The organism is Pseudonocardia sp. DSM 110487 (assembly GCF_019468565.1).
Lineage (GTDB): Bacteria > Actinomycetota > Actinomycetes > Mycobacteriales > Pseudonocardiaceae > Pseudonocardia.
This window is the reverse complement of record NZ_CP080521.1, coordinates 7,874,014-7,897,966: the sequence shown is the minus strand read 5'-3', so window position 1 is coordinate 7,897,966 and position 23,953 is coordinate 7,874,014. Positions and strand designations below refer to the sequence as shown.

The window sequence follows — 23,953 nt, the reverse complement described above, 5'->3', positions numbered from 1 at the left end:
CGGCCGTGACAACCCAGGACGCGACGACCCAGGACACCGCGGCGCCCTGCTCGCAACGGGCGTCCACCCGCGTGGACGTCGCGATCCTGGGCGTCAGGGTCGACGCCCCCGTCTCCCGCCGAGCCGGGGCCGGCCCGAGCGACGACGGGCACGTCCTGCTCGACGGCCGCGCCACCGCGCTCCCGATCAACCCGGCGAGCCCGTACACGATCCGCGGTGGGCGGCTGCTGCTCGACGGCGCCGACCTCGGGCTTTCGGCAGAGCCGGTCCGGCGGCCGCGGTTCTACGACCTGGCCACGGCCGACGGGGTGCGGTACGAGCAGCTCGCCCGCCTGCACGGGCGCGACGTCCTCGCCACCACGGTCGTGCAGACCTGCATCCGCTACGCCGAGGACCAGCGGTGCCGGTTCTGCGCGATCGAGGCGTCGCTGCAGGCTGGCTCGACCACCGCGGTGAAGAGCCCGTCGCAGCTCGCCGAGGTGGCCGAGGCCGCGGTCCGGCTGGACGGCGTGCGCCAGATGGTGCTGACCACCGGCACCACGAACGGCCGCGACCGCGGCGCCCGCCACCTCGCCCGCTGCGTGCGGGCCGTGCTGGACGCCGTGCCGGGCCTGCCGATCCAGGTGCAGTGCGAGCCACCGGCCCCGGAGGACCTCGCGGCGATCAGCGAGCTGCACGACGCCGGGGCGACGGCGATCGGCATCCACGTCGAGTCCCTCGACGACGGCGTACGCGGCCGGTGGATGCCGGGCAAGGCCACCGTCCCGCTCGCGCAGTACGAGGCCGCGTGGGACGAGGCGGTGCGCGTCTTCGGCCGCAACCGGGTGTCGACCTACCTGCTGGTCGGCCTCGGCGAGGACCCGGACGACCTCGTCGCGGGCGCGCTGCGGCTGGCCGACCGCGGCGTATACCCGTTCGTGGTGCCCTACCGGCCGCTCGCCGGCACCCTCGCGATGGCCGACGGCGTCGGGCCGCCCGACCCGGTCGTGCTGGAGGGCGTCACCATGCGGGTGGCGGCCGGCCTGCGGGCCAGGGGCATGCTCGGCGCCGACCAGGGCGCCGGCTGCGCGGCCTGCGGGGCGTGCAGCGCGTTGCAGGCGGCCGGGGCATGACCGGCGAGGTCCTGCTGGTCGGCACCGACCCGCTCGCCATGGGCAGCGCCGCGGATACCGCGTGGCTCGTGCGCAACGTCCTGCTCGTCGACCACCGGGTCCCACCGGACGTGCCGGCGTGGCGGATCGAGGAGGCCGACGGCGCCGGGTGTCGTGCGCATGCCGCTCTGAGGCACCGGGCGTTCGTCGCGGAGCAGGGGCTGTTCGCCGGCACCGACCGCGACGCGGCGGACGACGATCCGCGCACCCGGGTGCTGGTGGCCAGGGCCGTGGGCGGGGCCGTGCTCGGCGGCGTCCGGTTGGGCCCGGTCGACCCCGGCGGGCCCGACGTGGGCTGGTGGACCGGCTCCCGGCTGGTCGCGGCGCCCGGTGCGCCGCGCGGGGTGGGGCCTGCGCTGGTCCGGGCGGCCTGCGCGACCGCGGAGGCGGCCGGGACGCTGCGTTTCGACGCCACCGTCCAGGACCGCTACGAGCGGATGTTCACCAGGCTCGGCTGGAGCCGCACCGGCGCGGCCGTGGTGAGCGGGCGTCCGCACGCGGCGATGACATGGCCCGTCGGGCGGCTCGCGGCGCTGGCCCGCATCACGAAGGGGCCGCTGGGCGGGCTGCTCGCCGGCATGCACCTGGGCGGGGCGGGGTTCGTCGGCGACGACGGCGCGCCGGTGCCCGGCACCGACGTCGTCGCGGCGTGCGACGCGATCCTGCCGTCGATGGTCGAGCGCGACCCCGAGTGGGCCGGCTGGTGCGGCGTGCTCGTGAACGTGAACGACCTGTCCGCGATGGGCGCGGCCCCGCTCGGCCTGCTCGACGCGGTGGCCGGCCGGGACGCGTCCTTCATCGCGCGCGTGCTGGCCGGGCTGCGCTCGGCGAGCACGGCATGGGGCGTTCCGGTGCTCGGCGGGCACACCCAGCTCGGCGTGCCCGCGGCCCTGTCCGTCACCGCGCTGGGCCGCACCGACCGGCCGGTGCCTGCGGGCGGCGGGCGGCCGGGGCACGCCGTGCGGCTGACCGCCGACCTCGGCGGCGGCTGGCGGCGCGGCCACACCGGACGGCAGTGGGACTCGACGACCGGGCGGACCACCGAGGAGCTGCGGCTCATCGGCTCGGCCGTCGCCCGCACCGCGCCCGCGGCCGCCAAGGACGTGAGCATGGCCGGGCTCGTCGGCACGCTCGGGATGCTCGCGGAGGCGTGCGGCTGCGGCGCAGTGCTCGACGTCGCCGCGGTGCCCCGTCCGGTCGCGGCCACCGTGGGGGACTGGTTCACCTGTTTTCCCGGCTCGGCCTTCCTCACCGCTGACGCCCCCGACCGCGCGGTCGCCCCCGCCGGTCCGGCCACCACCGCCGCCTGTGGCGAGCTGGTGCCCGGCAGCGGGGTGGCGCTGCGCTGGCCCGACGGCTCGCTCACCCCCGCCCTGCCCGGGCCGGTCACCGGGCTCGGCCCCGCGACAGGAGGCTCCGCATGACAACGCTCGCGGCCGTCGCCGCACCCTTCGGGCGCGACCTCGACGCCTGCTTCGCCCGCATCGACGAGCTCCTCACCGACGCCCGCGCGCGCGGCGTCCAGCTGCTCGCGCTCCCCGAGGCGGCGCTCGGCGGCTACCTCGCCGACCTGGGTGATCACGGCATCGAGCGGGTGCTCCCGCGCGACGCGCAGCCGCCCGCCCTCGACGTCGACGGGCCGGAGATCGCCCGGCTCGCCCGGATGGCAGGCGATGTCGTCGTCACCGCGGGCTTCTGCGAGTCCGACGGCACCTCGCGCTACAACACCGTCGTCGCCGTGACCGGCGACGGGGTGCTCGGCGTGCACCGCAAGGTCCACCAGCCGCTCGGGGAGTCCAACAGCTACGCGGCGGGCGACCGGTTCTGCGCATTCGACTCGCCGGTGGGCCGGCTGGGCATGCTGATCTGCTATGACAAGGCCTTTCCCGAGGCTGCCCGCACCCTCGCCCTGGACGGGGCGGAAATCATCGTGTGTGTCTCGGCGTGGCCCGCGGCGCGTACGGCGGCGAGCCCCGACCTCGCCGAAGATCGGTGGACGCACCGCTTCGACCTGTTCGACCGCGCCCGCGCGCTGGAGAACCAGGTGGTGTGGGTGGCGTCCAACCAGTCCGGCACGTTCGGATCGCTGCGGTTCGTGTGCAGCGCGAAGGTCGTCGGCCCCGGCGGCGACGTGCTGGCCACCACCGGCGTCGCGCCCGGCATGGCCGTCGCCGACGTGGACGTGCCCGCGGTGCTCGCAGGCGCCCGCCGCTCCATGGCGCACCTGCGCGACCGCCGTCCCGAGACCTACGGAGTGCCGACCGGTGTATGAGCAGACCACCTGGGGCGCACCCCGCGTCCCGTTCCCCACCCACGTGCCAGTGGCCGTCGTCGGCGGTGGGCAGGCCGGCCTCGCGATGTCGTGGTGCCTGCGCCGGCGCGGGATCGCGCACGTCGTGCTGGAGCGCACCACGATCGCGCACGAGTGGACCGACGCCCGCTGGGACAGCTTCTGCCTCGTCACCCCGAACTGGCAGTGCCAGCTGCCGGGCTGGCCCTACCGCGGCGACGACCCGGACGGCTTCATGGTCCGCGACGAGATCGTGGCCTACGTCCGCGGCTACGCGGCCTCGTTCGACCCGCCGGTGCTCGAGCACACCGCGGTGAACGGGCTGGCCGCCGGACCTGATGGCCGATTCGTCCTCACGACCCCGGCCGGGACGCTCTCCGCGGATCACGTCGTGCTCGCCACCGGCGGCTACCACCGTCCCTTCGTGCCCGCATGGGCTCACCGGCTGCCCGAACGGCTCGCGCAGGTGCACTCCTCGGCCTACCGCAACCCGCGGCAGCTCCCGGCCGGCGACGTGCTCGTCGTCGGCACCGGGCAGTCCGGCGCGCAGATCGCCGAGGACCTGCACCTCGCCGGCCGCACCGTGCACCTCGCCGTCGGACGTGCACCACGCATCGCGCGGTTCTACCGCGGCCGCGACATGGTGGCCTGGCTGCACGACATGGGCCACTACGACATGCCCGTCGAACAGCACCGCAACGGCGAGGCGGCGCGCCTGGGCACCAACCACTACGTCACCGGCCGCGACGGCGGGCGCGACATCGACCTGCGCGCGTTCGCGCGCGACGGCATGCGGCTCTACGGCCGGCTCACCGGGATGCACGCGGGCGAACTCACGTTCGCCGGTGACCTCGCCGCGAACCTGGACGCGGCCGACCGGGTCAGCGAGAACGCGAAGGACCTCGTCGACCGGTACATCGCGGCGGCCGGCATCGACGCGCCGAGCGAGCCCCGATACGAGCCGGTGTGGGCGCCCGGGTCCAACCACCCCGCGGCGCTCGACCTCGACCGGATCGCCGGCGTCGTCTGGTGCATCGGTTTTCGCAGCGACTGGAGCTGGGTTCGCGTACCCGCATTCGACGGGCGCGGCTACCCGACCCACTCCCGCGGCGTCACCAGCGTGCCCGGCCTGTCCGTGCTCGGCCTGCCGTGGCTGCACACCTGGGGCTCGGGGCGGTTCTCCGGGATCGCCAGGGACGCGGAGTACCTCGCGGGGAACATCGCGGCCGCCGTGCAGCCGGCACTGGCGGCGGCCGGATGAAGATCGCTGCGGTGGCAGCGCACTTCGGCCGCGACATCGACCAGTGCCTCACCAAGATCGAGATGATCATCGGGGCCGCGGCCTCCCAGGACGTCGACCTGCTCGTGTTCCCGGACGCGACGATCGGCGGCTACCTCGGCACCTTCGCCGGCACCGACGAGACCGGCCTGCCGCCCGTGCTCACCGAGGACTCGCCGGAGCTCAAGCGGGTGGCCGCCGCGGCCGGGGACATGGTGGTGTGCCTCGGCTACCGGGAGTTCGCGCCCGACCTGCCCTACAACGCATCGGTGTGCCTGACCGGTGACGGCGTGCTGGGCCGGCACCGCAAGGTGCACCAGCCGGTCGGCGAGGCGAGCGTGTACCGGGCGGGCGATCGGTTCGCCGCTTTCGACACGCCGGTCGGGCGGCTGGGCATGCTGATCGACTACGACAAGACGTTCCCCGAGGCCGCCCGCACGCTGGCCGCCGACGGCGCGCTGATGATCGCCTGCCTCTCCGCGTGGCCCGCGAGCCTCACCAATCGAGCCCCGCGGCTGGTGCAGGACCGGCAGACGCGGCTGTTCGACCTCTACGACTGCGCCCGCGCCGCGGAGAACCAGGTGGTGTGGGTCTCGGCGAACCAGACCGGGACGATGGGCCGGCTGCGGTTCCTCGGCCAGTCGAAGGTGGTCGGGCCGGGCGGGGAGGTGTTGGCCCGCACCTGGGCGAAGGCCGGGCTCGCGCTCACCGAGCTGGACGTCCCGGCCGAGGTGACCCGTGCGCGCACGGTGCTTTCGCACCTCACCGAGCGGCGGCCGGAGACATACGCATGAGAATCGCGCTCCTGACGTACTCGACGAAGCCACGCGGCGGCGTGGTGCACACCCTCGCGCTGGCCGAGGCGCTGGCCCGAGCCGGGCAGGACGTCACCGTCTGGTCGTTGGGCCGCGGCGGCGACGCCGCGTTCTTCCGGCCGGTCGACCCCGCGGTGACCGTGCGGCTGGTGCCGTTCCCGGACCTGCCTGACGAGGACGTCGGCGACCGCATCCTGCGCTCGATCGCCGTCCTCGGCGTCGCGTTCGCCGGCAGCGGCGAGGGCTGCGACGTCGTGCACGCGCAGGACTGCATCAGCGCCAACGCCGTGCCCGGCTGCCTGCGCACCGTCCACCACCTCGACACCTTCACCACGCCGGCGCTCGCGGCCTGTCACGACCGGGCGGTGAGCGAGCCGCAGGCGTTGATCTGCGTGTCGGCCGCGGTGGCCGCCGAGGTCGAGAGCGGGTGGGGCAGGCGCCCGGCCGTCATCCCCAACGGCGTGGACGCCGCTCGCTTCGCCGCCGCCGCAGGACCCGCCGGGGCGGCCGGCCGCGCGCGGTGGCGCGACCGGCTCGGCCGCTTCGTCCTCGCCGTCGGCGGGATCGAGCCGCGCAAGGGCACGCTCGACCTCGTCGAGGCCATGGCACTGATCCGGCGGACGCGTCCGGACCTCGCGCTGGTGGTGGCGGGCGGCGAGACGCTGTTCGACTACCGCGACTACCGAGCCCGCGTCGACTCCCGGGCCGCCGAGCTGGGCGTCGCGCCGATCGTGCTCGGCCCGGTTCCGCACGCCGATCTACCGGAGCTGGTGGCCGCCGCCGAGGTGTTCGCCTTCCCGTCCACCAAGGAGGGGTTCGGCCTCGCGGCGATGGAGTCCCTCGCCGCGGGCGTACCGCTGGTCGTCCGCGACCTGCCGGTGCTGCGCGAGGTCTTCGACGACGCCGCGGCGTTCGCCACGACCCCGCGAGGCTTCGCCGCGGAGCTGCTCGCGGCGGCGGGCGGCGCCGACCCGGGACGCCTCGCCGCCGGCAGGGCGCTCGCGGCCCGGCACACATGGGACGCCGCGGCGGCGGCACACATGGACGTCTATGCGCGTACTCGTATCGCTGGGCAGCTCACGCCGGAACGGTGACAGTCGCGGCTCTCCCATGGTCGTCGGGGCGAAGCGCCGATGGCCACCACCGGCGGTCGGGGACGGCCGCACCTGCCAGTGTGACTCGGCCCACTTCCCTGTCGACGGATTGTCTGACAGCCTGACGGTCCGTCCATCTCGTCGATGAGGAGTGCGATGAAGCACGGTGCGCAGGACGGCGCGGCCCGGCGGGTGGCAGCGCTGGCGACGGCGGTCGGCAACTTCACGGAGTGGTTCGACTTCGCGATCTACGGCTTCCTGGCGGCCACGCTGGGCCGGCTGTTCTTCCCCGGGGCGAGCCCGGCAGCGTCGCTGCTGGCGTCGCTGGCGGTGTTCGGGGTCGCGTTCTTCATGCGCCCGCTGGGCGGGTTCGTGCTCGGGGCGGTCGGCGACCGGTGGGGGCGCAGGGCCCTGCTGACGGTCTCGATCGGCCTCATGGGGCTCGCGACCACGCTGGTCGGGGTGCTGCCCACGTTCGAGAGCGCCGGGTTGCTCGCCCCGGTCCTGCTGGTGCTGCTGCGCTGCGTGCAGGGCTTCTCGGCAGGGGCGGAGTGGACGGGCTCGGCCGCGTTCCTGATCGAGCACACGCCGGTGGACCGGCGCGGGCGGTTCGCGAGCGTGGTGTCGGCGACCGCGGCGCTCGCGACGTGCGCGGGCGGCCTGCTCGTGCTCACCCTCGAGCTCTCCCTCACCGCCGAGCAGATGTCGGCGTGGGGCTGGCGCATCCCGTTCCTCGTCGCCGTGCCGCTGACCGCCGTCGGCACCTGGGTGCGGCTGCGGATTGACGAGACGCCGGTGTTCCAGCGGCTCGTCGAGGCCGGGGCCCGCGCGGAGGCGCCGCTGCGGCAGTCCGGTCGCGACGTCCGGGCGATCGCGCTGACGTTCGCGTTCTCCAGCGTCCAGGGGCTCGGCTTCTACTACCTCGCCACGTACGTCGTCACCTACCTGACCGCGACCGTGGAGCTGTCCCGGCCGCGCGCACTGGTACTCGTCGCCACCGGTCTCGTCTGCTACGCGGTGCTCTGCCCGATCGCCGGCGCGGTCTCCGACCGGTTCGGCAGGCGCCGGGTCAACCTGATCGGCGGGTTCGGGCTCGCCGTCGTCAGCGTCCCGGCGTTCGTCCTGATGGGGACGGGTACGGCGGCGGGCGTCGTCGGCGGGATGGTGCTGTTCGCGGTGTTCCAGTCGATGGTGAGCGTCACGACGGTGTGCATGCTGGTGGAGCTGTTCCCGGCAGAGACCCGCTCGACGTCGAGCGCGATCGGGTTCAACCTGGGCCTCGCCCTCATCGGCGGGCCCGGCCCGCTGATCGCCGCGGCCATCGCGAGCGGCACGGGCAGCAGCACGCTGCCTGCCCTGTACATGGTGGTGGTGGCCGCGGTCGCCACGCTGGCGCTCGCCCGATGGCTGCCCGAGGTGCGCGGGCGCGGGCTCGACGCCGCGACCGTCGCGCCCGCGGAGGCCACCCGATGAGTGGCTACGAGGTCCTCGCGGTCCGTTACGGCACACGCACCACCACGAAGGCCGAGAGCTACCTCAACTACCACCTCTACGGCGAACCGGACGCCGAGATCGCCATGGACTACTTCTTCTGGGTCGTCCGGGGTGCCGAGCGCACGGTGGTGGTCGACTGCGGGTTCGGCGCCGAGGCGGGGGCGCGCAGGCGTCGCACCCTGCTCACCGACCCGGTGGAGGCACTGGCGGCGCTCGGGGTGGACGCCGCGGCGGTCGACCGGCTCGTGGTGTCGCACGCGCACTACGACCACATCGGCAACCTGCACCGGTTCCCGAACGCGGAGATCGTGCTGGCGCGCCGGGAGTACGAGTTCTGGACGGGGCCCTACGCGCGGCGGATGCAGTTCGCCCACTCCACGGAGCCCGACGAGCTGGCGAACCTCGCCGCGGCGGGGGAGCAGGGCAGGCTGCGGCTCGTCGACGGCACGTGCGACCTCACGCCCGGCATCGAGCTGGTGGTGGTCGGCGGGCACACCCCGGGCCAGCTCGTGGTGCAGGTCGCCACGGGGGAGCGGGAGGCGGTGGTGCTCGCGGCCGATGCCCTGCACTTCTACGAGGAGCTGGAGCGCGATCGCCCGTTCTTCGTGGTGGCCGACCTGGCCGACATGTACCGGGGGTTCGACGTGCTGCGCGAGATGTGCGAGGACGGCGGCCGGCTGCTGGTGGCCGGCCACGACGCCGACGTCGGGCGGCGGTTCCCCGAGCGGGTGGGCGGGCTGCCCGCCGGGCTCGGGGAGCTGGTCGTCCGGGTGGCGGGAACCACGGAGGGAGCGGCGTGAGCCTGGAGGGGAAGGTCGGCCTCGTCACGGGGGCGGCGGGTGGCATCGGCTCGGCGAGCGCGCGGCGGCTCGCGGCGGAGGGGGTGCGGCTCGTCCTGCAGGACGTCGACGGCCACCGGTTGAAGGCGCTGGCCGCCGACCTGCCGGTGGAGACCGTGGTGTGCACCGGGGACGTGTCGCGCGAGGAGGACGTCGACGCCGCGGTGGCCGCGGGCGTCGCGGCGTTCGGGCGCATCGACCTGCACCACCTCAACGCCGGCATTCCGGGCCCGCTGACCCGGCTGACCGAGCTGTCGGTCGCCGAATGGGACCGGGTCATCGGGATCAACCTGCGCGGGGTGTTCCTGGGGGTGCGGGCGGCGTTCCGCCGGTACGAGGAGCAGCGCAGCGGCGGGGCGATCGTGCTCACCGCCTCGATCGCGTCCCTGCGCGGCAGCGACGACCTGCTCGCCTACCAGGCCTCCAAGCACGGCGTGCTCGGCGTGCTGAAGGGTGCCGCGCTCTACGGAGGGCCGATCGGCGTGCGCGTCAACGCCGTGGCGCCCGGCATCGTGCCGACCGCGCTGTTCGTGGGGGCGGGCACCGGGCCAGGTGGCGGGGACGACATGGTGCGGCGCGCCGCCACGACCCCGCTGCGGCGGGCGGGCACCGGCGAGGAGATCGCCTCCGTGGTCGCGTTCCTGCTGGGGGACGGGGCCGCGTACATGACCGGCGAGGTGGTCTCCGTCGACGGCGGGGCGGCCGCGGTGAGCACCGTGCGGCCCTCCGGTGGGGCGGGGGCGTGGGACCCGCGGCCGGGCGACGCGCGGATGCACCCGGGGTGGCTCTCGTGAGCGCGCGGGTCGTGGGCTTCGTCGGCCTGGGCAACATGGGCGGGCGGATGACAAGGCGGCTGGTCGACGCCGGAATCGAGGTGGTCGGGTACGACCCGCGGCCCGGTGCGGCCGAGTCGGTCGGTGCCCTGGCGGCGGCCTCGCCTGCGGAGGTGGCCCGGCGGGCGCCGGTGGTGCTGATGTCCCTCCCGGACAGCCACGTGGTGGAGCCCGTGGTCCGCGGCCAGGACGGACTGCTGACGGCCGCGCGGCCGGGCGCCACGATCGTCGACCTCTCGACGGCGTCCCCGGCCTCCACGACGGCGCTGCACGCCGAGGCCGTGGCCGTGGGCGTCCGCTACCTCGACGCCGGGATCTCCGGCGGGGCGGCCGCCGCGGAGAAGGGCACGCTAACGATCATGGCCGGGGGTGACGCCGACGCGCTGGCGGAGATCGCATGGGTCTTCGAGCCGATCGCCGCCCACGTGCACCACATGGGCGCCTCCGGCGCGGGCCACATCGCCAAGCTGCTCAACAACTTCCTCAACGCGGTGTCCCTCGCGGCCACCGCCGAGGTGATGGTCGCCGCCCGGAAGGCGGGGCTCGACCTGCCGGTCCTGCTCGACGTCCTCAACTCCAGCAGTGGGGCGAACTGGGCGACCGCCAACCGGTTCCCGCACATCGTCCGCGGGGACTACCTGGAGGGCGGGCTGACAGGGAGGCTCATGACCAAGGACGTGGCGCTCTACGTCGAGCTCGTCGGCCGGCTCGGGGTCCCGAGCCTCAACTCCGCCGGGCCGCTGGCGAGCTTCGGGCTCGCCGAGAACCTCGGCTACGGCGACCGGATCAGCAACCGAGTGGTCGACGCCATCGGCGACGTGGCAGGCGGCGTCCGAGTGCACGACGACAGAGAGGGATGAGCAAGTGCAGATCGTCCGGGGGCGGGCCCCCGAGACCACCCCGACCCAGAACCGCACGGAGACCTTCACCGGCACGGTGTGGGGGGACCCGGTGCTGCCCACGACCGACGGAAACACGATCAACTCGGTGACGTTCACGCCGGGTGCGCGTACCTACTGGCACCACCACACCGCGGGCCAGATCCTCGTGGTCACCGCGGGCATGGGCTGGGTCTGCACCCACGGCGAGCGGCCGCAGGTGATCCGCGCCGGGGACGTGGTGTGGGTGCCACCGGGGGAGCGGCACTGGCACGGGGGCACGCCCGACACGGTGCTGACCCACCTCGCGGTGTCGCTCGGGCCGACCGTGTGGCTGGACGAGGTGGCCGAGGACGACTACCGGGGGGCGAAACGATGACCGACCAGCGCTACGAGCAGGGGCTCGGGATCCGCAAGGAGGTACTCGGCGAGGCGCACGTCGAGCGCTCGCTCGCCGCGGTGAGCGAGTTCTCCCGGCCGGTGCAGGAGTTCGTCACGCGCGCCTGCTGGGGCGACGTGTGGGGCCGCCCGGGGCTGGACCGGCGCACCCGCAGCCTGCTCAACCTGGTGATGCTCACGGCGCTGGGACGCAACCACGAGCTCGGCGTGCACGTACGCGGTGCGGTCACCAACGGCGCCACCGAGGCCGAGATCCAGGAGGCGCTGCTGCAGGCCGCGATCTACTGCGGGGTGCCGGCGGCGCTGGAGTCGTTCCGGGTGGCCGAACGGGTGCTCGGCGAGATCGCGGCGGAGGGCGCCGATGGGTGAGCGCGCCGGCCTCCCGCCGGCCGTGGGGTTCGTCGGGCTCGGCCGGATGGGCACGCCGATGGTGCAGCGGCTGGCGGCGGCCGGGATCACGGTGCGCGGGTACGACGCCGCGTCGCGCCCTGAGCTCGCCGGCGTCGTCACGCTGGTGGAGAAGGCCGCTCTGGTGGCCGAGGGCGTCCCGGTCGTGGTCCTCATGCTGCCGGACTCGGACGTCGTGGACGCCGTGGTGCACGGGGCCGGCCTGCTCGACGCGCTCGAGCCGGGCACCGTGCTCGTCGACATGGGCTCCTCGGAACCGTTGCGGACGCGCGCGCTGGCCGAGCGGGTCGCCGAGCGCGGGGCCGTGCTCGTCGACGCGCCCGTGTCCGGGGGCGTCTCGGGGGCCACCGCGGGCACGATGACGATCATGGTGGGCGGGCCGGAGGACGTCGTCGCCCCACTCGTGCCGCTCTTCGGCGTGCTCGGCCGGATGCGCCACGTCGGCCCGGTGGGGGCGGGACACGCGCTCAAGGCCCTCAACAACCTGATGTCCGCGGCGCACCTCATGGCCAGCTCGGAGGCGCTGCTCGCAGGCCAGCGGTTCGGGCTGGACCCCGCCGTGATGCTGGAGGCCGTCAACGGCTCGAGCGGGCGCAGCGGGTCCACCGAGAACAAGTGGCCGAACTTCGTGCTGCCCGGCACGTTCGACTCCGGGTTCGCCCTCGGGCTCATGCTCAAGGACATCCGGATCGCGCTGGGGCTGGCCGAGGCGACGGGGGCGCCCTCGGCGCTCGCCGCGCGCACCGTCGAGCTGTGGGCCGAGGCGGCCGCGGCGCTGGGGCCGGCCGCGGACCACACGGAGATCGTGCGATGGTTGCGGCAGGAGAGGGGAGGGTGAGCGTGACCGGCAGCCCGGCGTCGTCGGTGTGGTCCTCGGACCAGATCGGCCGTGTCGCCGCGCCGCTGCGCGAGCAGGTCGTCACGCTGGTGCGCGACGCCATACTCGGGTTCCGGCTGCAGCCGGGCCAGCGGCTCGTGGAGCGCGAGCTGGTGGAGCAGCTGGGCGTCTCCCGGGCCACGGTCCGCGAGGTGTTGCGGCAGCTCGCCGTGGAGGGGCTGGTCACGGTGGTGCCGCAGCGCGGCGCGATCGTCACCGCCCTGACCCCGGACGACGCGGCCGACCTCTACGAGATGCGCGCCTCGCTCGAGGCGCTCGCGGTGCAGCGGTTCGTGCAACGGGCCACCCTCGACCAGGTGGCGGCCCTGCGCGCGGCCGTCGTCGAGATCGAGCGCACCGCCGACGCGGGCGACCCGCAGGACCAGCTGCACGCCAAGGACCGCTTCTACGAGGTGTTGCTCGCCGGGTCGGGCAGCCGGCCGCTGCAGGAGACGCTCGCTGGGCTACAGGCCCGGGTGCGGCTGCTGCGGGCGACGTCGCTCGCCGCGCCGGGCCGGCCGCGGGAGGCCGCCGCGGAGCTGCGCGCCGTGGTCGACGCGGTCGAGGCTGGCGACGCCGACGCCGCCGCGGCGGCCTGCGCCCGCCACATCCAGAACGCGGCGCGCACCGCCCTCGCGCGCCTGCACTCCTGATCCCCTCTCCGACCACTCCCCTGGAGGAGTCCCGTGTCGCTCACGCCCGAGCAACAGCAGATCAAGGACGAGTTCGTGAAGGTGCGGGGCACCTGGGGCGAGCCGTGGCAGCGCATGCTGGAGATCGATCCCGAGTTCGTGCGCGCGTACCTGCACTTCTCCGCCGTGCCGTGGACGGGCGAGTCGCACCTGGAGCCCAAGGTCAAGGAGTTCGTCTACATCGCGGCCGACGCCGCGGCCACCCACCTCTACGAGCCGGGCATCCGCCAGCACGTCGCCGCCGCGTTCGAGCACGGCGCGACCCGCGAGGAGATCATGGAGGTCATCGAGCTGACCTCCACACTCGGCATCCACGCGAGCAACATCGGCGTCCCGCTGCTGCTGGAGGTGCTGCAGGAGGAGGGGCTGCGCGACGGCCCGGCGCCGCTCGACGAGCGCCGCGAGCGGCTCAAGGCCGAGTTCACCGCCAACCGCGGCTACTGGCACGAGTTCTGGGACGGCCTGCTGGAGCTCGACCCCGACCTGTTCGAGGCCTACACCGAGTTCTCCTCGGTGCCATGGCGCACCGGCACCCTCCCGCCGAAGGTCAAGGAGCTGATCTACATCGCCTTCGACGCATCGGCCACCCACCTGTACGTGCCAGGGCTGAAGCTGCACATGCAGAACGCGGTCCGTCTGGGCGCCACGGCGGGGGAGATCATGGAGGTGCTCGCCATCGTCAGTGTCATCGGGATCCACGCCGCCACCACGGCCGCGCCGATCCTGGCCGAGATCGCGGCCCAGCAGGGCTGAAGTCGCCCCGCCGATCGGTCCGCGGGGCCACCGACCTGGCCGGTCCGACCGGGAGATGATCTCGGGTGTGACCTCCACTCCCGAGCCGGGGATGTACGCCCGGGCGCAGGCGCTCTACGAGCAGACGTTGCCACTTCTCATGGCAGGCAATTACGAGAAGGCCATCCCGCTGTGCCGTGCCGCGGTGGACGCCCACCGCGTCCTCGTCGAGGTCCAGGACGAGTACCTGCTCGACTTCGCCATCGTCCTGAACAACCTCGCCACGGTGCTGACGACGACGGGTCGGCAGCGGGACGCCGTTGAGCCGCTGCGCGAGGAGCTGGACGTGCGGCGTCGCCTCGCCGCGGGTGGCGATCCCGGGCACCGCAACGAGCTCGGCCGCGTCCTCTCCGTGCTCGGCGTCGCCCTCGCCACCACGGGCACGTTCGACGAGGGCGAGGCCATGATCCGGGAGTCGATCCGCATCCGCCGCCCGCTCGCCGAAGCCGAACCCGCGGTCTACCGTCTTCCGCTCGGCGAGTCCCTTGCCGACTGGAGCCGCGTCCTCTACCCCGCCGAACGATTCGAGGACGCCAGGTCCGCCGCCGCAGAAGCCGTGTCGATCCTGCGCGGCATTCCAGGCGACGACCATCTCCGATCCCTCGCCGAAGTTCGGCACATGCATGGCCTTGCACTCGGCCGTACGGGCTCGGAGGAAGCCGCGCTGGGACAGCTGGCCGAGGCCACCGAAACCTTCCTTCGCCTCCCCCACAGCCCGTTGGCCGCAAGGTGCTTCAACGACTACGCGAACTACCTCGCCCGAGCAGGCCATATCGCCGCGGCGGCCGGAGCCCTGATCTCGGCCATCGCGGTGTCGCAGGCGGTCGGGAAGCCGGCCGAACTCCCGGAGGAGAACCTGAGGAACCTCTACCAGACCGCCCCGACCGTTGTCGCCGAGCAGTGGAAACGATCCACCGGCACGAAGCCGCCACGCTGGCTGACCCGCTCCAAACGCCGCTGACGCCCGGCCGAGGCGCATATCGTCGGCATATCGAAAACCGCATACGTTCCGGCAACGCCGCGCTCGCTCTACTCGGTTCCGTCCGATCGACTCGGATCAACCGAAGGAGATGTCGTGCGTATCCGAATGTTCGCCGCGTCGGCGCTGGTGGCCGTCGCACTCACCGGGGGACTGGCCGGGGTGGCCGCCGCACAGGCTCCGGGTCCTCCGGGACCCCCGCCCGGCGATCGACCTGCCCCTTGTGCGGACCGGCCAGAACACCGGCCGCACGACGACAGGCCCGAACGACGGCCCGATCACGGGCCCGATCATCGCCCGGGTCAGGACGGTCGGGACGGCGCCAGGGGCCCGATCGGGATGGCGCCCGGACAGCCGCCCTGTGCCGAGGACAGTCGGTAGCGGGCGAGGGGGCGTTCGGCTCGTCCCGGGCGGCATACCGGGGCGAGCCACAGGACCTGTGGGGCTGCTCGGATCATTCAGGCGTGCTGCGTCCCGGTATCGGTAGGTCGCCGAAGAACCGGGCGATTGCGGGTGCGGTCGCGTCGGCGTCGTGACCTGCGGCCGGGACGATGTTCTTGCTGGTCGAGATGCCGTGATTCCGCAGGTTGTCCTCGAGGGCGCTGAGGCGTTCGAGGCGGGTGCGGCCGGGCTGGTCCGGGGTTGCTGCGGCGGTGGCGGCGAGGTCGGCCTCCCCGCGGTCATCGGCTCCGATGACCAGATGCACCGGAGTGGATCGGAGGGCATCGGGTTCGACGCGGATGCCGAACCGTGCCGCGGTGTCCCGGGTGCCGGACGGCCAGTCGATCGTGTCGTCGACGAGGGTGACGCGGCCGGGGGCGCTGAAGGCGGCCGCGGCGACCCGTTCGGGGTGCAGGTACCAGAAGCGGTGGGCGAACTGGGCTCCGCCGGAGTGGCCGCAGAGCAGTACCTCGCTCGTGCGAGCGTTCCAGCGCTGCGTGACCTCGTCGAGGATGCGCAGGAGCACCAGGTCGAAGCGGATCGTCGAGTACTCGAGGACCTTGTAGTTGTGCAGGTCGTCCGGGTCGTCGAGGCCTGCGGGGAACAGCGGGGCGACCACGATCAGGCCCTGCTCCTCCGCGAGTGCGCGGAAGCGGTCCCGGGTCCGCTCGACGTCTCGCCCCGTGCCGTGGACGGCGACGAGCACGCGGGGACGCCGCTCCCAGTCGTAGCACCCGGGTACATACGTGGTGTAGCTGCAGCGTGGCTCTGACGGCGCCGCGAAGAGCGGCGTCCTGCCGCTGAGGATCCGGCGGCCGGGATGGGCGTCGGGGAGGTCGATGAAGCGGATCACGCGACCGGTGGCTCCGAGTGGTGTGCCGTCGCGGGGGCCCGGCGACCGAGCCGCGCGAAGATCAGCAGCGGGATGACCGCGACGACCGCGGCGTTGAGGAACATGGTGGACCAGCTGGTCAGGTCGATCGTCGATCCCAGCACCGCGGGTCCGACCGCCGAGCCGGACGAGGCGGCGACGGTGTAGAGGCCGGTGTAAGTGCCCAGCGCGTGCTCGTGTGGGGCGCTGTTCCAGATCGCGACGACGGCGTTGATGCTGAAGCAGGCGTACCCCATCGCCGCGACGGCGAGGAACACGGTGGTGCCGAGCGGTGTCTGCCATGCGAAGGCCCCCACCGTTCCCAGGATGAACCCGCAGATGCCGTACGCGATCATCCGGGCCTGTCCGACCCGGTCGGAGAGGAACGCGATCGGCACGGCGGCCACCAGGAAGGCGATCCCCCCGGGGAGGGTCAGCGCCCCGGCGGCACCGCGGGACATCCCCAGCACCTCGGTGGCGTAGGGCGTGGTGAGCGCCCGCAGGCCGGCCCAGGTGCCCGCGAAGCACAGGATCCCCAGCATGAGCGTGAGGCGCCTGCGGTCGCGGAAGGCGTCGGCGAGGATCCGCAGGAAGGGACGATCCTCCGTGGTCTCGGTTCCGTCCGCCTCGACCGCGGTGGGGGCGGGATGCGCGGACCGGGCGGGAATCCGGCGCAGGGTGAGGCCGACGACGGCGAAGCACACCAGCATGAAGAGCGCGGGGATCACGAAGGCGAGGCGCAGGTCGTGGTCGACCACGAGCAGGCTGACCAGTGACGAGGACACGATCGTCAGGCTCGTGGCGATCTTGAGTGCTCCGTTGGCGCGGCTGCGGTGCTCGCGGGAGACGTAGTCCGGGAGCAGCGATTCGGTGACGACCCTGGAACAGTTCGCCAGGAACGCGAACGAGATCACGAACAGCAGCAGGACCGGCAGCGAGTTCGCCCACGGGATCAGGACGAACGGTACGGCGGCGGCGGGCGCCACGACCATGATGATCGGGACCCGGCTGCCCACCCGCCGCTTCAGCCGGTCCGAGAGGTGCCCCATGAGTGGCTGGACGATCACGCCCAGGACGTTGTCGATGCCCATCACCAGCCCGATTAGGCCGGCCGAGCTCAGGTAGACCTGCAGGGAGGCGGGCACCTGGGAGTCGTAGAAGCTCCACACCGACTCCTGCGCGAACATCGCGAGCGCGAGCAGGAGGACGACCTTGCGGCCGACGCGGGGCCGCGCTCCCGGCGCAGCGCCCTGCTCCGGCGTGGTGGAGCCGGGGTCGGTCGATCGCGAGGAGCTGCTCACGCCACTCCTCCCCGGCTGCCACCCGCGGCGGTGGCATGTGCGACATCTTGTGGGTTTTGCTATTGCATGTCAACGAGCCATCGTTGGCGGCCGCATGTCGTACGGTTGTATAAGGGCTAATACATTCGCGGTCGTGAGCAGCGTCGAGAAGGTAGACCCGCTGTACCCGCCCATCGAGCCCTACGAGCACGGCCTGCTCGACGTCGGTGACGGCGCTCGGGTCTACTGGGAGGCGTGCGGTAACGCCGACGGCAAGCCCGCCGTGTTCGTGCACGGCGGACCCGGCTGGGGGAGTCTTCCCGTGCGACGCCGGTGCTTCGACCCGGACCGATACCGGGCTGTGCTGTTCGACCAGCGCGGTTGTGGGCGCAGCACCCCGCACGCGAGCGACCCGTCCGCCGACCTGCGGCACAACACGACCGCCCACCTGATCGCCGACATGGAGCGGCTGCGCGAACACCTCGGGATCGAGCGCTGGCTGCTGTACGGCGGATCCTGGGGCTCCACGCTGATGCTGGCCTACGCTCGGCAACACCCCGCGCGGGTCTCGGAGATCGTCATCGCCGGCGTCACGACCAGCCGACGGACCGAGATCGACTGGCTCTACCGCGACCTCGGCCGGCTCCTGCCCGAGCAGTGGGATGCGTTCCGCGCCGCAGTCCCAGAGGCCGAGCGCGACGGTGACCTCGTCGCCGCCTACGCGCGCCTGATGGAGGATCCCGATCCGGTCGTGCGGGAGCGCGCCGCGGACGCCTGGTGCGCCTGGGAGGACGCGCTCCAGGCCCACGAGCCCAACGGGACGCCAGGGGCTTTCGCGAGTCGGACACTGGCCGACCGACTGGCCATCGTCCGCCTCTGCGCGCACTACTTCGCCCATGGCGCATGGCTTTCCGACGGCGAGCTGCTGCGCGACGCACCGCGCCTGGCCGGTATCGCCGGCGTGCTGATCCATGGCCGACTCGACCTGAGCTGCCCGTTGGACACCGCCTGGCTGCTCGCCCGTATCTGGCCGGGCGCAGAACTGGTCGTCGTCGACGATGCGGGGCACAGCGGGAGCGACACCATGTCCGAGCGGATCCGCGAAGCGCTCGACCGGTTCGCCGTGACGTAGGAGTCGATCAGCGCTCCGGAGTCGGTCAGGTCACTGACCGGGATGATCACGAGCCGTTGGCGTGTCGGGTTCACGCCCTGCTGCGTTCCCGTCCCCGTCGAGGCCGATGCCGTTCGTCATCGAGGCTCCCGGACGACTGGGAAGACTGGCAGCGGCGGGCCGAGGTGGGACCAGCCGGGGCTCGGAGCAATCCGCTTCGAACCCTGGCCGGCCGACGCCGTCGCGCGGTCGGTCCATCGCTGTGGACTCATCGCAGTGTGCTGAAGAACTCCCTGATGTCGTGGGCCAGGAGGTCGGGGGCTTCCAGGGCTGCGAAATGTCCACCGCGGTCGAACTCGCTCCAGCGGACGATGGTGTTGGCTTCCTCGGCCCAGTGCCGGATGGCCGTGTCGCCGGCGAAGTTCGCCACCGCGGTGGGCACCTGGGAACGGGTGAGGGGGAACCACCCTGCCTGGGCGTACTTGCCGGTCTCGTAGTAGATCCGCGCCGCCGATCCGCCCGTCGCGGTCAGCCAGTACAGCATCACGTTGGTGAGCAGGGTGTTCCGGTCGATGGCGTCCTCGGGCAGCTCGGCCGAGGGGTTGGACCACTCCTTGAACTTCTCGATGATCCAGGCGAGCTGGCCGGCGGGGGAATCGGTCAGGCCGTACGCGAGGGTCTGCGGACGGGTCGACTGGATCGCCATGTAACCGGAACCGACAGCAGCGAACATGCCGATCGCCGCCAAGCGCTGCCGCTCCTGGTCCGTCAGCTTGGCCACCACGTCCTCCGGCGCGGGGCCGAGCGGCTGGAAGCCGAGGGTGGCGGCGTTCACATGGATCCCGATGACCGACTCGGGCGCGACCCTGCCGAGCTCCGGCGTGATCAATGCGCCCAGGTCGCCCCCCTGGGCGGCGAAGCGCTCGTAGCCGAGGCGGCGCATTAGTTCCACCCACGCCCTGGCCACCCGGTTGGGATTCCAGCCCGTATCGCGGGTGGGTCCGGAGAAGCCGAAGCCGGGGACCGACGGGATGACCAGGTGGAAGGCGTCGGCCGCATCGCCGCCGTGAGCGCGCGGGTCGCTCAGCGGACCGATCAGGCCGAGGAACTCCACGATCGAGCCCGGCCACCCGTGGGTGAGGATCAGTGGCACCGCGTCCGGCTCGGGCGAGCGCACGTGCAGGAAGTGCACCTGGGCGCCGTCGATCTCCGTCACGAACTGCGGAAACTGATTCAGCGCGGCCTCGTGCTCGCGCCAGCTGTATCCGTTGCGCCAGTAGTCGACAAGCTCGGCCAGGTATCCGGTCGGGACGCCGAGGTCCCAGCCGGTGCCGGGCAGCTCATCCGGGAAGCGGACCCTGGCCAGGCGCTCGTCCAACTCGTCGAGGTCGGCCTGCGGGATGTCGATCCGGAACGGACTGATGCTCGCGTCGGCGTCGGCGTCGGCGCATGCGGTGGTGGCTTTCGTCATGTCCGCATGACACCGTCTATAACGGCAAGAACCCTTCCGCAATAGGAGTAGCGTCACTCCATGTGATGACCGTCTCGGCCCGACTGTTGCAGGTCCTGTCGCTGCTGCAAGCCCGCCCGTCGTGGACCGGGGAGGAGCTCGCCGAGCGGCTCGGAGTGAGCCCGCGCACCGTGCGCAGCGACATCGACAAGCTGCGCGAGCTCGGCTACCCAGTGCACGCCGTGCGCGGCGTGGCCGGGGGCTACCGGCTCGTCCCCGGGACGAAGCTGCCTCCGCTGCTGCTCGACGACGACGAGGCCACCGCGGTCGCGATCGGCCTCAACAGCGCGACCGGTGGCGCGGTCGCCGGGATCGAGGAAGCCGCCACCCGCGCGCTGGCCAAGCTCGAACAGGTCCTGCCCTCCCGGCTGCGCCACCGGATCGACCTCCTGCGCACCTCCACCGTCACCCCCAAACACGGCGGACCGACCGTCGCCCCAGAGGTACTGACCGCCGTCGCCGCGGCCTGCCGGGACCAGCACCGCCTCCGCTTCGACTACCGCACCCACGACGGCACTGACCAGCACCGCGAGGTCGAGCCGCACCGCCTGGTGCACCTCGGCCGCAAGTGGTACCTCGTCGGCTGGGACTCCGCCCGCGCCGACTGGCGCACCTTCCGCGTCGACCGGATGCAGCCACGAACCCCCACCGGGCCGCGTTTCACGCCGCGCGAGCCCCCGGAGCAGGACCTCACCGCCTACGTCACCAAAGGTGTAGATGCCGCACTCACCCGCTACCGCGCACGGGTGATCGTGCACATACCGGCCAGCGAACTGGTGCAATGGCTGACCCCGGCCACAGTCGTCGAACCTGTCGACGATCACACCTGTCTCGTCCACGTCGGAGCGGAGACTCCGCACATGCTCGCCGCGCACATCCTCGTCATCGACGCCGACTTCGAAGTCGACGGCCCACCCGAACTGCTCGACGCCCTCCGCACGATCGGCCACCGCTGCCACGCAACGCAAGCAGCTCAACCGTGACGGGACGATCTACAGACCGGTCAGCGGTCAACTCAAAACCGGGTCTACAACCGAACCAACGCCCGTCCGCAGAGCGTTTCCGCCGTTTGAGCAGGCCGGGTACTCGGCAGCTGACCTGGAGGACTCCGCCCGGGACGGGTTCGTCGAAGCCGGTGACGGACTGTTTGGGCTCACCGTAAAGCCGGACGAGGTCGACCCACACCGGCCGATCCAGCGGCGGTGGTGGCGCCTGGGTTGGCGCTGCCGACCACGGCTTGACGCATGGCCCGCGCCGTTCGACGCCCCCGAGCCGGCCCCGGCAGCAGCGCCGAGCACCGTGATCACGAAATCCAGCTGTAGTACTAACCGAGCGGTGGCGATTCCGCGAGGAGGGTGCTGAGGCCGCCGCGTACGTCCTCGATGACCGCCGCCTCTGCGCGTTCGGAGTCGCCCGCGCGCAGGGCCTCGACCAGCCGGTGGTGCGTGGCGTAGCGGTCCTCGCCGTAATCGGACCCCCGTGTGATCCGTTCGCGCACGAGCCTGCGCCGCTCCTCCCGCGAGAACACCCGGGCGCGGGACAGGATGCTGATGAGGAGGGGATTGTCGGCGCAGTCCTCCACGACCTCGTTGAACCGCTCCATGAGATCGAGCATGGCGTCGACGTGCCGGCTGATGTCCCGGCCCTGCCTGCGCCGCTCCCGCAACACGACCAGCACGTCGTCCGCCTGGTCGAGGATCGCTTCGAGGGTGTCGATCTGTGCCGGGGTGGCATGTCGCGCGGCGAAGCGCGCGGCCATACCCCGGAGGGCCACCTCGACCTCCGCGATCTCCCGCAGGGCGGTGTCGCCGATCTTCGCGACGAGGACGGTCCGAGGGCCGGTCCGGCGCAGCAGGCCTTCCTGTTCCAGACGCTGGATGGCGGCGCGCACGGGCGTCGGACTCATCGACAGGCGTTCGGCAAGGCCTCGCTCGGTCACCTTCTGGCCCTCGTGCAACTCGCCCGTGACGATGGCCTCGTGCAGCGCGCGGTAGGCGCGATCACCGAGGGTCTCGGTCTCGAGAGCCCGCAACGCCTGCTCGGCCATGCGGCAACTCTAATGGCGAGGCGTCGGAAGCGACGTCTTGCACCCTTCGCTATCCCACTCTAGTTTTGCTGTAGCAAAGCGCCGTGGCTCGTCCTCGGCCCGAGGAGAGAGCGGCCGAGATGGACCATGCGCAGACCGGTGAGACCGTCCGGGTGTTGAGCCCGACCGGCATGTTGGGAGCCGGGTTCCCGGCGGAGACGGTGGCGCGGGGGATTGCACTCGGTGCGGACGTGATCGCGGTGGACGGCGGTTCCACGGACTCGGGGCCCTACTACCTGGGCGCCGGACGTCCCAAGACCACCGCCGCTGCCGTCGCCCGTGACCTGCGAGAACTGCTCGCGGCCGCGGCCGAGGTGGGCATCCCCCTCATCGTCGGCTCCTGCGGGACCAGCGGCACCGACGCGGGTGTCGACTGGGTCGGCGGGATCGTCGACGAGATCCTCACGGACCTGCGGCTCGACCTGCCGGTCGCCCGGATCTACAGCGAGCAGACCTCGGACACCGTGCTGACGCACCTGCGCGAGGGACGGGTGTCCGCGCTCGCTCCCGTGGGCGAGCTCGACGCCGCCGTCGTCGCAGACTGCACCCACATCGTCGCCATGATGGGCCACGAGCCGATCGCGGAGGCGTTGCGCGCCGGTGCTCGGGTCGTGCTCGCGGGTCGCGCGACGGACACCGCGGTGGCCGCGGCGTTCCCGTTGATGAAGGGCATGCCGCCGGGCCCGACGTGGCACGCGTCGAAGATCGTCGAGTGCGGTGGGCAGTGCACCACGGACCCCCGCGCGGGCGGGGTGCTCGCCACCATCGACGCCGAGGGGTTCACGATCGAGCCCCTCGACCCCGACACGCGCTGCACCACGGTCTCGGTCGCCGCGCACATGCTCTACGAGACCGCCGACCCGTGGCGGATGCGCGAGCCGGCAGGAACCCTGGACGTCACGGAGGCCACCTACCGCGCGCTCGACGAGCGCCGGGTCCGGGTCGAGGGTTCGCTCTTCCACCCGGCCGAGCAACCCACGATCAAGCTCGAGGGTGCTCGGATCAGCGGGTACGAGACGATGTCGTTCTCCGCCATCCGGGACTCGCACATCCTCGGCCGGATCGACGAGTGGGGCGCGCTGCTCGAGCAGGTGCTCCGGTCCCGGGTCCGGCAGACCCTCGGCCTCGCTCCGGACGACTACGCCTTCGACCTGCGCCTCTACGGCCACAACGGCGTGCTCGGAGCGCTCGAACCGGCGGTCGGACCGCCGCGTGAGGTCGGCGCGATGCTCGTCGTCCGGGCCGGCGACCAGGCCACGGCCACCGCCGTCGCGAAAGTCGCGAACCCGCTGATGCTCCACCTGCCCCTGCCGGGCATGACCTACCTGCCCACCTTCGCCTTCGCCGGCTCCCCGGCCGAGGTCGAGCGCGGCGCGGCCTACGAGTTCGTCCTCAACCACGTCGTCGCCGTCGACGACGAGCGGTCGCTGTTCCACATCGAGCACGGGAAGGTGTCTTCCGATGCCGCCTGAGAAGCCGGGTCCGACCACCCTCGGCGACCTCGCGATCGAGGTGCGGTCGAAGAACGCGGGACCGTTCTGGGTCACGATGGAGCTGTTCATGATCGACGCGGACGGCTACCGGACGGCCGCCGACCCCGACTTCCTCAACGAGGACGTCGTCGCGAGGCTCTACGCCGTCGATCCGCAGTCCGTCCGCTTCTTCCGCATCCCGGCCCTGAACACCGTCAAGATCTCCTTCCCCCGCCGCGTCAGCCAGGGCGGCTTGCTCGACCGGGACATGCACGCCGGCCAGCACCACGTGCCGCTCGCCTCGCTGCTGCTCGACGACCGCGCTGCGCCGCCCCGCTGATTCCCACGAGACGAGCGCTCTG

24 protein-coding genes are annotated in these 23,953 nt (G+C 72.7%); 20 read left to right on the top strand and 4 right to left on the bottom strand.

Features of this window, described 5'->3' with window-relative positions; translation table 11 throughout:
• Window positions 1-5: 5 nt before the first annotated feature.
• The 16 genes from K1T35_RS36965 (at window position 6) to K1T35_RS36890 (ending at window position 14,802) form a co-directional block, all read left to right on the top strand.
• Window positions 6-1,112, top strand: coding sequence for an MSMEG_0568 family radical SAM protein (locus K1T35_RS36965; RefSeq protein ID WP_220256359.1), 1,107 nt, complete (start codon window positions 6-8; stop codon window positions 1,110-1,112).
• Window positions 1,082-2,575: an MSMEG_0567/sll0787 family protein gene (locus K1T35_RS36960; protein WP_255621134.1), complete on the top strand. Its 1,494-nt coding sequence runs from the start codon at window positions 1,082-1,084 to the stop codon at window positions 2,573-2,575. The genes K1T35_RS36965 and K1T35_RS36960 overlap by 31 nt, the downstream gene beginning before the upstream one ends.
• Complete coding sequence (locus K1T35_RS36955) at window positions 2,572-3,423, top strand: carbon-nitrogen hydrolase family protein (protein ID WP_220256358.1); 852 nt, start codon at window positions 2,572-2,574, stop codon at window positions 3,421-3,423. Before K1T35_RS36960 ends, K1T35_RS36955 begins: the two co-directional genes overlap by 4 nt.
• Window positions 3,416-4,702, top strand: a complete 1,287-nt coding sequence (locus K1T35_RS36950; protein ID WP_255621133.1) for an MSMEG_0569 family flavin-dependent oxidoreductase — start codon at window positions 3,416-3,418, stop codon at window positions 4,700-4,702. Before K1T35_RS36955 ends, K1T35_RS36950 begins: the two co-directional genes overlap by 8 nt.
• Complete coding sequence (locus K1T35_RS36945) at window positions 4,699-5,514, top strand: carbon-nitrogen hydrolase family protein (protein ID WP_220256357.1); 816 nt, start codon at window positions 4,699-4,701, stop codon at window positions 5,512-5,514. Before K1T35_RS36950 ends, K1T35_RS36945 begins: the two co-directional genes overlap by 4 nt.
• The gene (locus K1T35_RS36940; protein ID WP_220256356.1) at window positions 5,511-6,629 is read left to right on the top strand and encodes an MSMEG_0565 family glycosyltransferase; all 1,119 of its coding nucleotides are present in this window, start codon (window positions 5,511-5,513) and stop codon (window positions 6,627-6,629) included. Before K1T35_RS36945 ends, K1T35_RS36940 begins: the two co-directional genes overlap by 4 nt.
• A 156-nt stretch (window positions 6,630-6,785) precedes the next feature.
• On the top strand, window positions 6,786-8,102 hold the full coding sequence (locus K1T35_RS36935) for an MFS transporter (protein ID WP_220256355.1): 1,317 nt from the start codon (window positions 6,786-6,788) through the stop codon (window positions 8,100-8,102).
• Window positions 8,099-8,923 carry an N-acyl homoserine lactonase family protein gene (locus K1T35_RS36930; RefSeq protein WP_220256354.1) on the top strand — a complete coding sequence of 275 codons (825 nt, stop codon included), beginning with the start codon at window positions 8,099-8,101 and terminating at the stop codon, window positions 8,921-8,923. Before K1T35_RS36935 ends, K1T35_RS36930 begins: the two co-directional genes overlap by 4 nt.
• Window positions 8,920-9,756 carry an SDR family NAD(P)-dependent oxidoreductase gene (locus K1T35_RS36925; protein WP_220256353.1) on the top strand — a complete coding sequence of 279 codons (837 nt, stop codon included), beginning with the start codon at window positions 8,920-8,922 and terminating at the stop codon, window positions 9,754-9,756. The genes K1T35_RS36930 and K1T35_RS36925 overlap by 4 nt, the downstream gene beginning before the upstream one ends.
• Complete coding sequence (locus K1T35_RS36920; RefSeq protein WP_255621132.1) at window positions 9,753-10,655, top strand: NAD(P)-dependent oxidoreductase; 903 nt, start codon at window positions 9,753-9,755, stop codon at window positions 10,653-10,655. The genes K1T35_RS36925 and K1T35_RS36920 overlap by 4 nt, the downstream gene beginning before the upstream one ends.
• Window positions 10,656-10,659: 4 nt before the next feature.
• Window positions 10,660-11,052 (top strand): cupin domain-containing protein, encoded by a 393-nt coding sequence (locus tag K1T35_RS36915; RefSeq protein ID WP_220256352.1) that lies wholly within the window; start codon window positions 10,660-10,662, stop codon window positions 11,050-11,052.
• Window positions 11,049-11,441, top strand: a complete 393-nt coding sequence (gene pcaC / locus K1T35_RS36910) for a 4-carboxymuconolactone decarboxylase (protein WP_220256351.1) — start codon at window positions 11,049-11,051, stop codon at window positions 11,439-11,441. Before K1T35_RS36915 ends, pcaC begins: the two co-directional genes overlap by 4 nt.
• A complete protein-coding gene (locus tag K1T35_RS36905) occupies window positions 11,434-12,318 on the top strand; it encodes an NAD(P)-dependent oxidoreductase (RefSeq protein WP_220256350.1) in 885 nt (294 codons plus the stop codon). Before pcaC ends, K1T35_RS36905 begins: the two co-directional genes overlap by 8 nt.
• 2 nt (window positions 12,319-12,320) lie before the next feature.
• Window positions 12,321-13,010, top strand: coding sequence for a GntR family transcriptional regulator (locus tag K1T35_RS36900; protein ID WP_255621131.1), 690 nt, complete (start codon window positions 12,321-12,323; stop codon window positions 13,008-13,010).
• A gap of 33 nt (window positions 13,011-13,043) precedes the next feature.
• Window positions 13,044-13,802: a carboxymuconolactone decarboxylase family protein gene (locus K1T35_RS49435; protein WP_255621130.1), complete on the top strand. Its 759-nt coding sequence runs from the start codon at window positions 13,044-13,046 to the stop codon at window positions 13,800-13,802.
• A 67-nt stretch (window positions 13,803-13,869) separates the two neighbouring features.
• Window positions 13,870-14,802: a tetratricopeptide repeat protein gene (locus K1T35_RS36890; RefSeq protein ID WP_220256348.1), complete on the top strand. Its 933-nt coding sequence runs from the start codon at window positions 13,870-13,872 to the stop codon at window positions 14,800-14,802.
• A gap of 472 nt (window positions 14,803-15,274) precedes the next feature.
• On the opposite strand, the gene K1T35_RS36885 is transcribed toward K1T35_RS36890, so the two are convergent.
• Both K1T35_RS36885 and K1T35_RS36880 read right to left on the bottom strand, forming a co-directional pair.
• On the bottom strand, window positions 15,275-16,114 hold the full coding sequence (locus tag K1T35_RS36885; RefSeq protein WP_220256347.1) for an alpha/beta hydrolase: 840 nt from the start codon (window positions 16,112-16,114) through the stop codon (window positions 15,275-15,277).
• Window positions 16,111-17,433, bottom strand: a complete 1,323-nt coding sequence (locus K1T35_RS36880; RefSeq protein WP_220256346.1) for an MFS transporter — start codon at window positions 17,431-17,433, stop codon at window positions 16,111-16,113. Before K1T35_RS36880 ends, K1T35_RS36885 begins: the two co-directional genes overlap by 4 nt.
• A gap of 133 nt (window positions 17,434-17,566) precedes the next feature.
• Between K1T35_RS36880 and pip the strand changes: the two genes are divergently transcribed.
• Window positions 17,567-18,544, top strand: coding sequence for a prolyl aminopeptidase (gene pip / locus K1T35_RS36875; RefSeq protein WP_255621129.1), 978 nt, complete (start codon window positions 17,567-17,569; stop codon window positions 18,542-18,544).
• Between the two features lie 247 nt (window positions 18,545-18,791).
• Here pip and K1T35_RS36870 read toward each other — a convergent pair whose 3' ends face one another.
• Window positions 18,792-19,994: an epoxide hydrolase family protein gene (locus tag K1T35_RS36870; protein ID WP_220256344.1), complete on the bottom strand. Its 1,203-nt coding sequence runs from the start codon at window positions 19,992-19,994 to the stop codon at window positions 18,792-18,794.
• Window positions 19,995-20,056: 62 nt separating this feature from the next.
• On the opposite strand from K1T35_RS36870, the gene K1T35_RS36865 reads away from it, so the two are divergent.
• Complete coding sequence (locus tag K1T35_RS36865; RefSeq protein ID WP_220256343.1) at window positions 20,057-21,016, top strand: YafY family protein; 960 nt, start codon at window positions 20,057-20,059, stop codon at window positions 21,014-21,016.
• Window positions 21,017-21,357: 341 nt separating this feature from the next.
• On the opposite strand, the gene K1T35_RS36860 is transcribed toward K1T35_RS36865, so the two are convergent.
• Window positions 21,358-22,080, bottom strand: a complete 723-nt coding sequence (locus K1T35_RS36860) for a GntR family transcriptional regulator (RefSeq protein ID WP_220256342.1) — start codon at window positions 22,078-22,080, stop codon at window positions 21,358-21,360.
• Window positions 22,081-22,199: 119 nt separating this feature from the next.
• On the opposite strand from K1T35_RS36860, the gene K1T35_RS36855 reads away from it, so the two are divergent.
• Window positions 22,200-23,591 (top strand): acyclic terpene utilization AtuA family protein, encoded by a 1,392-nt coding sequence (locus tag K1T35_RS36855; RefSeq protein WP_220256341.1) that lies wholly within the window; start codon window positions 22,200-22,202, stop codon window positions 23,589-23,591.
• Entirely contained in the window at window positions 23,581-23,931 is a 351-nt protein-coding gene (locus K1T35_RS36850) for a DUF4387 domain-containing protein (protein ID WP_220256340.1), read from the top strand. The genes K1T35_RS36855 and K1T35_RS36850 overlap by 11 nt, the downstream gene beginning before the upstream one ends.
• Window positions 23,932-23,953 lie beyond the last annotated feature (22 nt).

What these genes read in the sequence shown, in the direction of transcription:
- K1T35_RS36955 (WP_220256358.1), top strand. Translation starts at nt 2,572, where the DNA reads ATGACAACGCTCGCGGCCGTCGCCGCACCCTTCGGGCGCGACCTCGAC.
- K1T35_RS36945 (WP_220256357.1), top strand. Translation starts at nt 4,699, where the DNA reads ATGAAGATCGCTGCGGTGGCAGCGCACTTCGGCCGCGACATCGACCAG.
- K1T35_RS36940 (WP_220256356.1), top strand. Translation starts at nt 5,511, where the DNA reads ATGAGAATCGCGCTCCTGACGTACTCGACGAAGCCACGCGGCGGCGTG.
- K1T35_RS36935 (WP_220256355.1), top strand. Translation starts at nt 6,786, where the DNA reads ATGAAGCACGGTGCGCAGGACGGCGCGGCCCGGCGGGTGGCAGCGCTG.
- K1T35_RS36930 (WP_220256354.1), top strand. Translation starts at nt 8,099, where the DNA reads ATGAGTGGCTACGAGGTCCTCGCGGTCCGTTACGGCACACGCACCACC.
- pcaC (WP_220256351.1), top strand. Translation starts at nt 11,049, where the DNA reads ATGACCGACCAGCGCTACGAGCAGGGGCTCGGGATCCGCAAGGAGGTA.
- K1T35_RS36905 (WP_220256350.1), top strand. Translation starts at nt 11,434, where the DNA reads ATGGGTGAGCGCGCCGGCCTCCCGCCGGCCGTGGGGTTCGTCGGGCTC.
- K1T35_RS36870 (WP_220256344.1), bottom strand. Translation starts at nt 19,994, where the DNA reads ATGACGAAAGCCACCACCGCATGCGCCGACGCCGACGCCGACGCGAGC.
- K1T35_RS36860 (WP_220256342.1), bottom strand. Translation starts at nt 22,080, where the DNA reads ATGGCCGAGCAGGCGTTGCGGGCTCTCGAGACCGAGACCCTCGGTGAT.
- K1T35_RS36855 (WP_220256341.1), top strand. Translation starts at nt 22,200, where the DNA reads ATGGACCATGCGCAGACCGGTGAGACCGTCCGGGTGTTGAGCCCGACC.
- K1T35_RS36850 (WP_220256340.1), top strand. Translation starts at nt 23,581, where the DNA reads ATGCCGCCTGAGAAGCCGGGTCCGACCACCCTCGGCGACCTCGCGATC.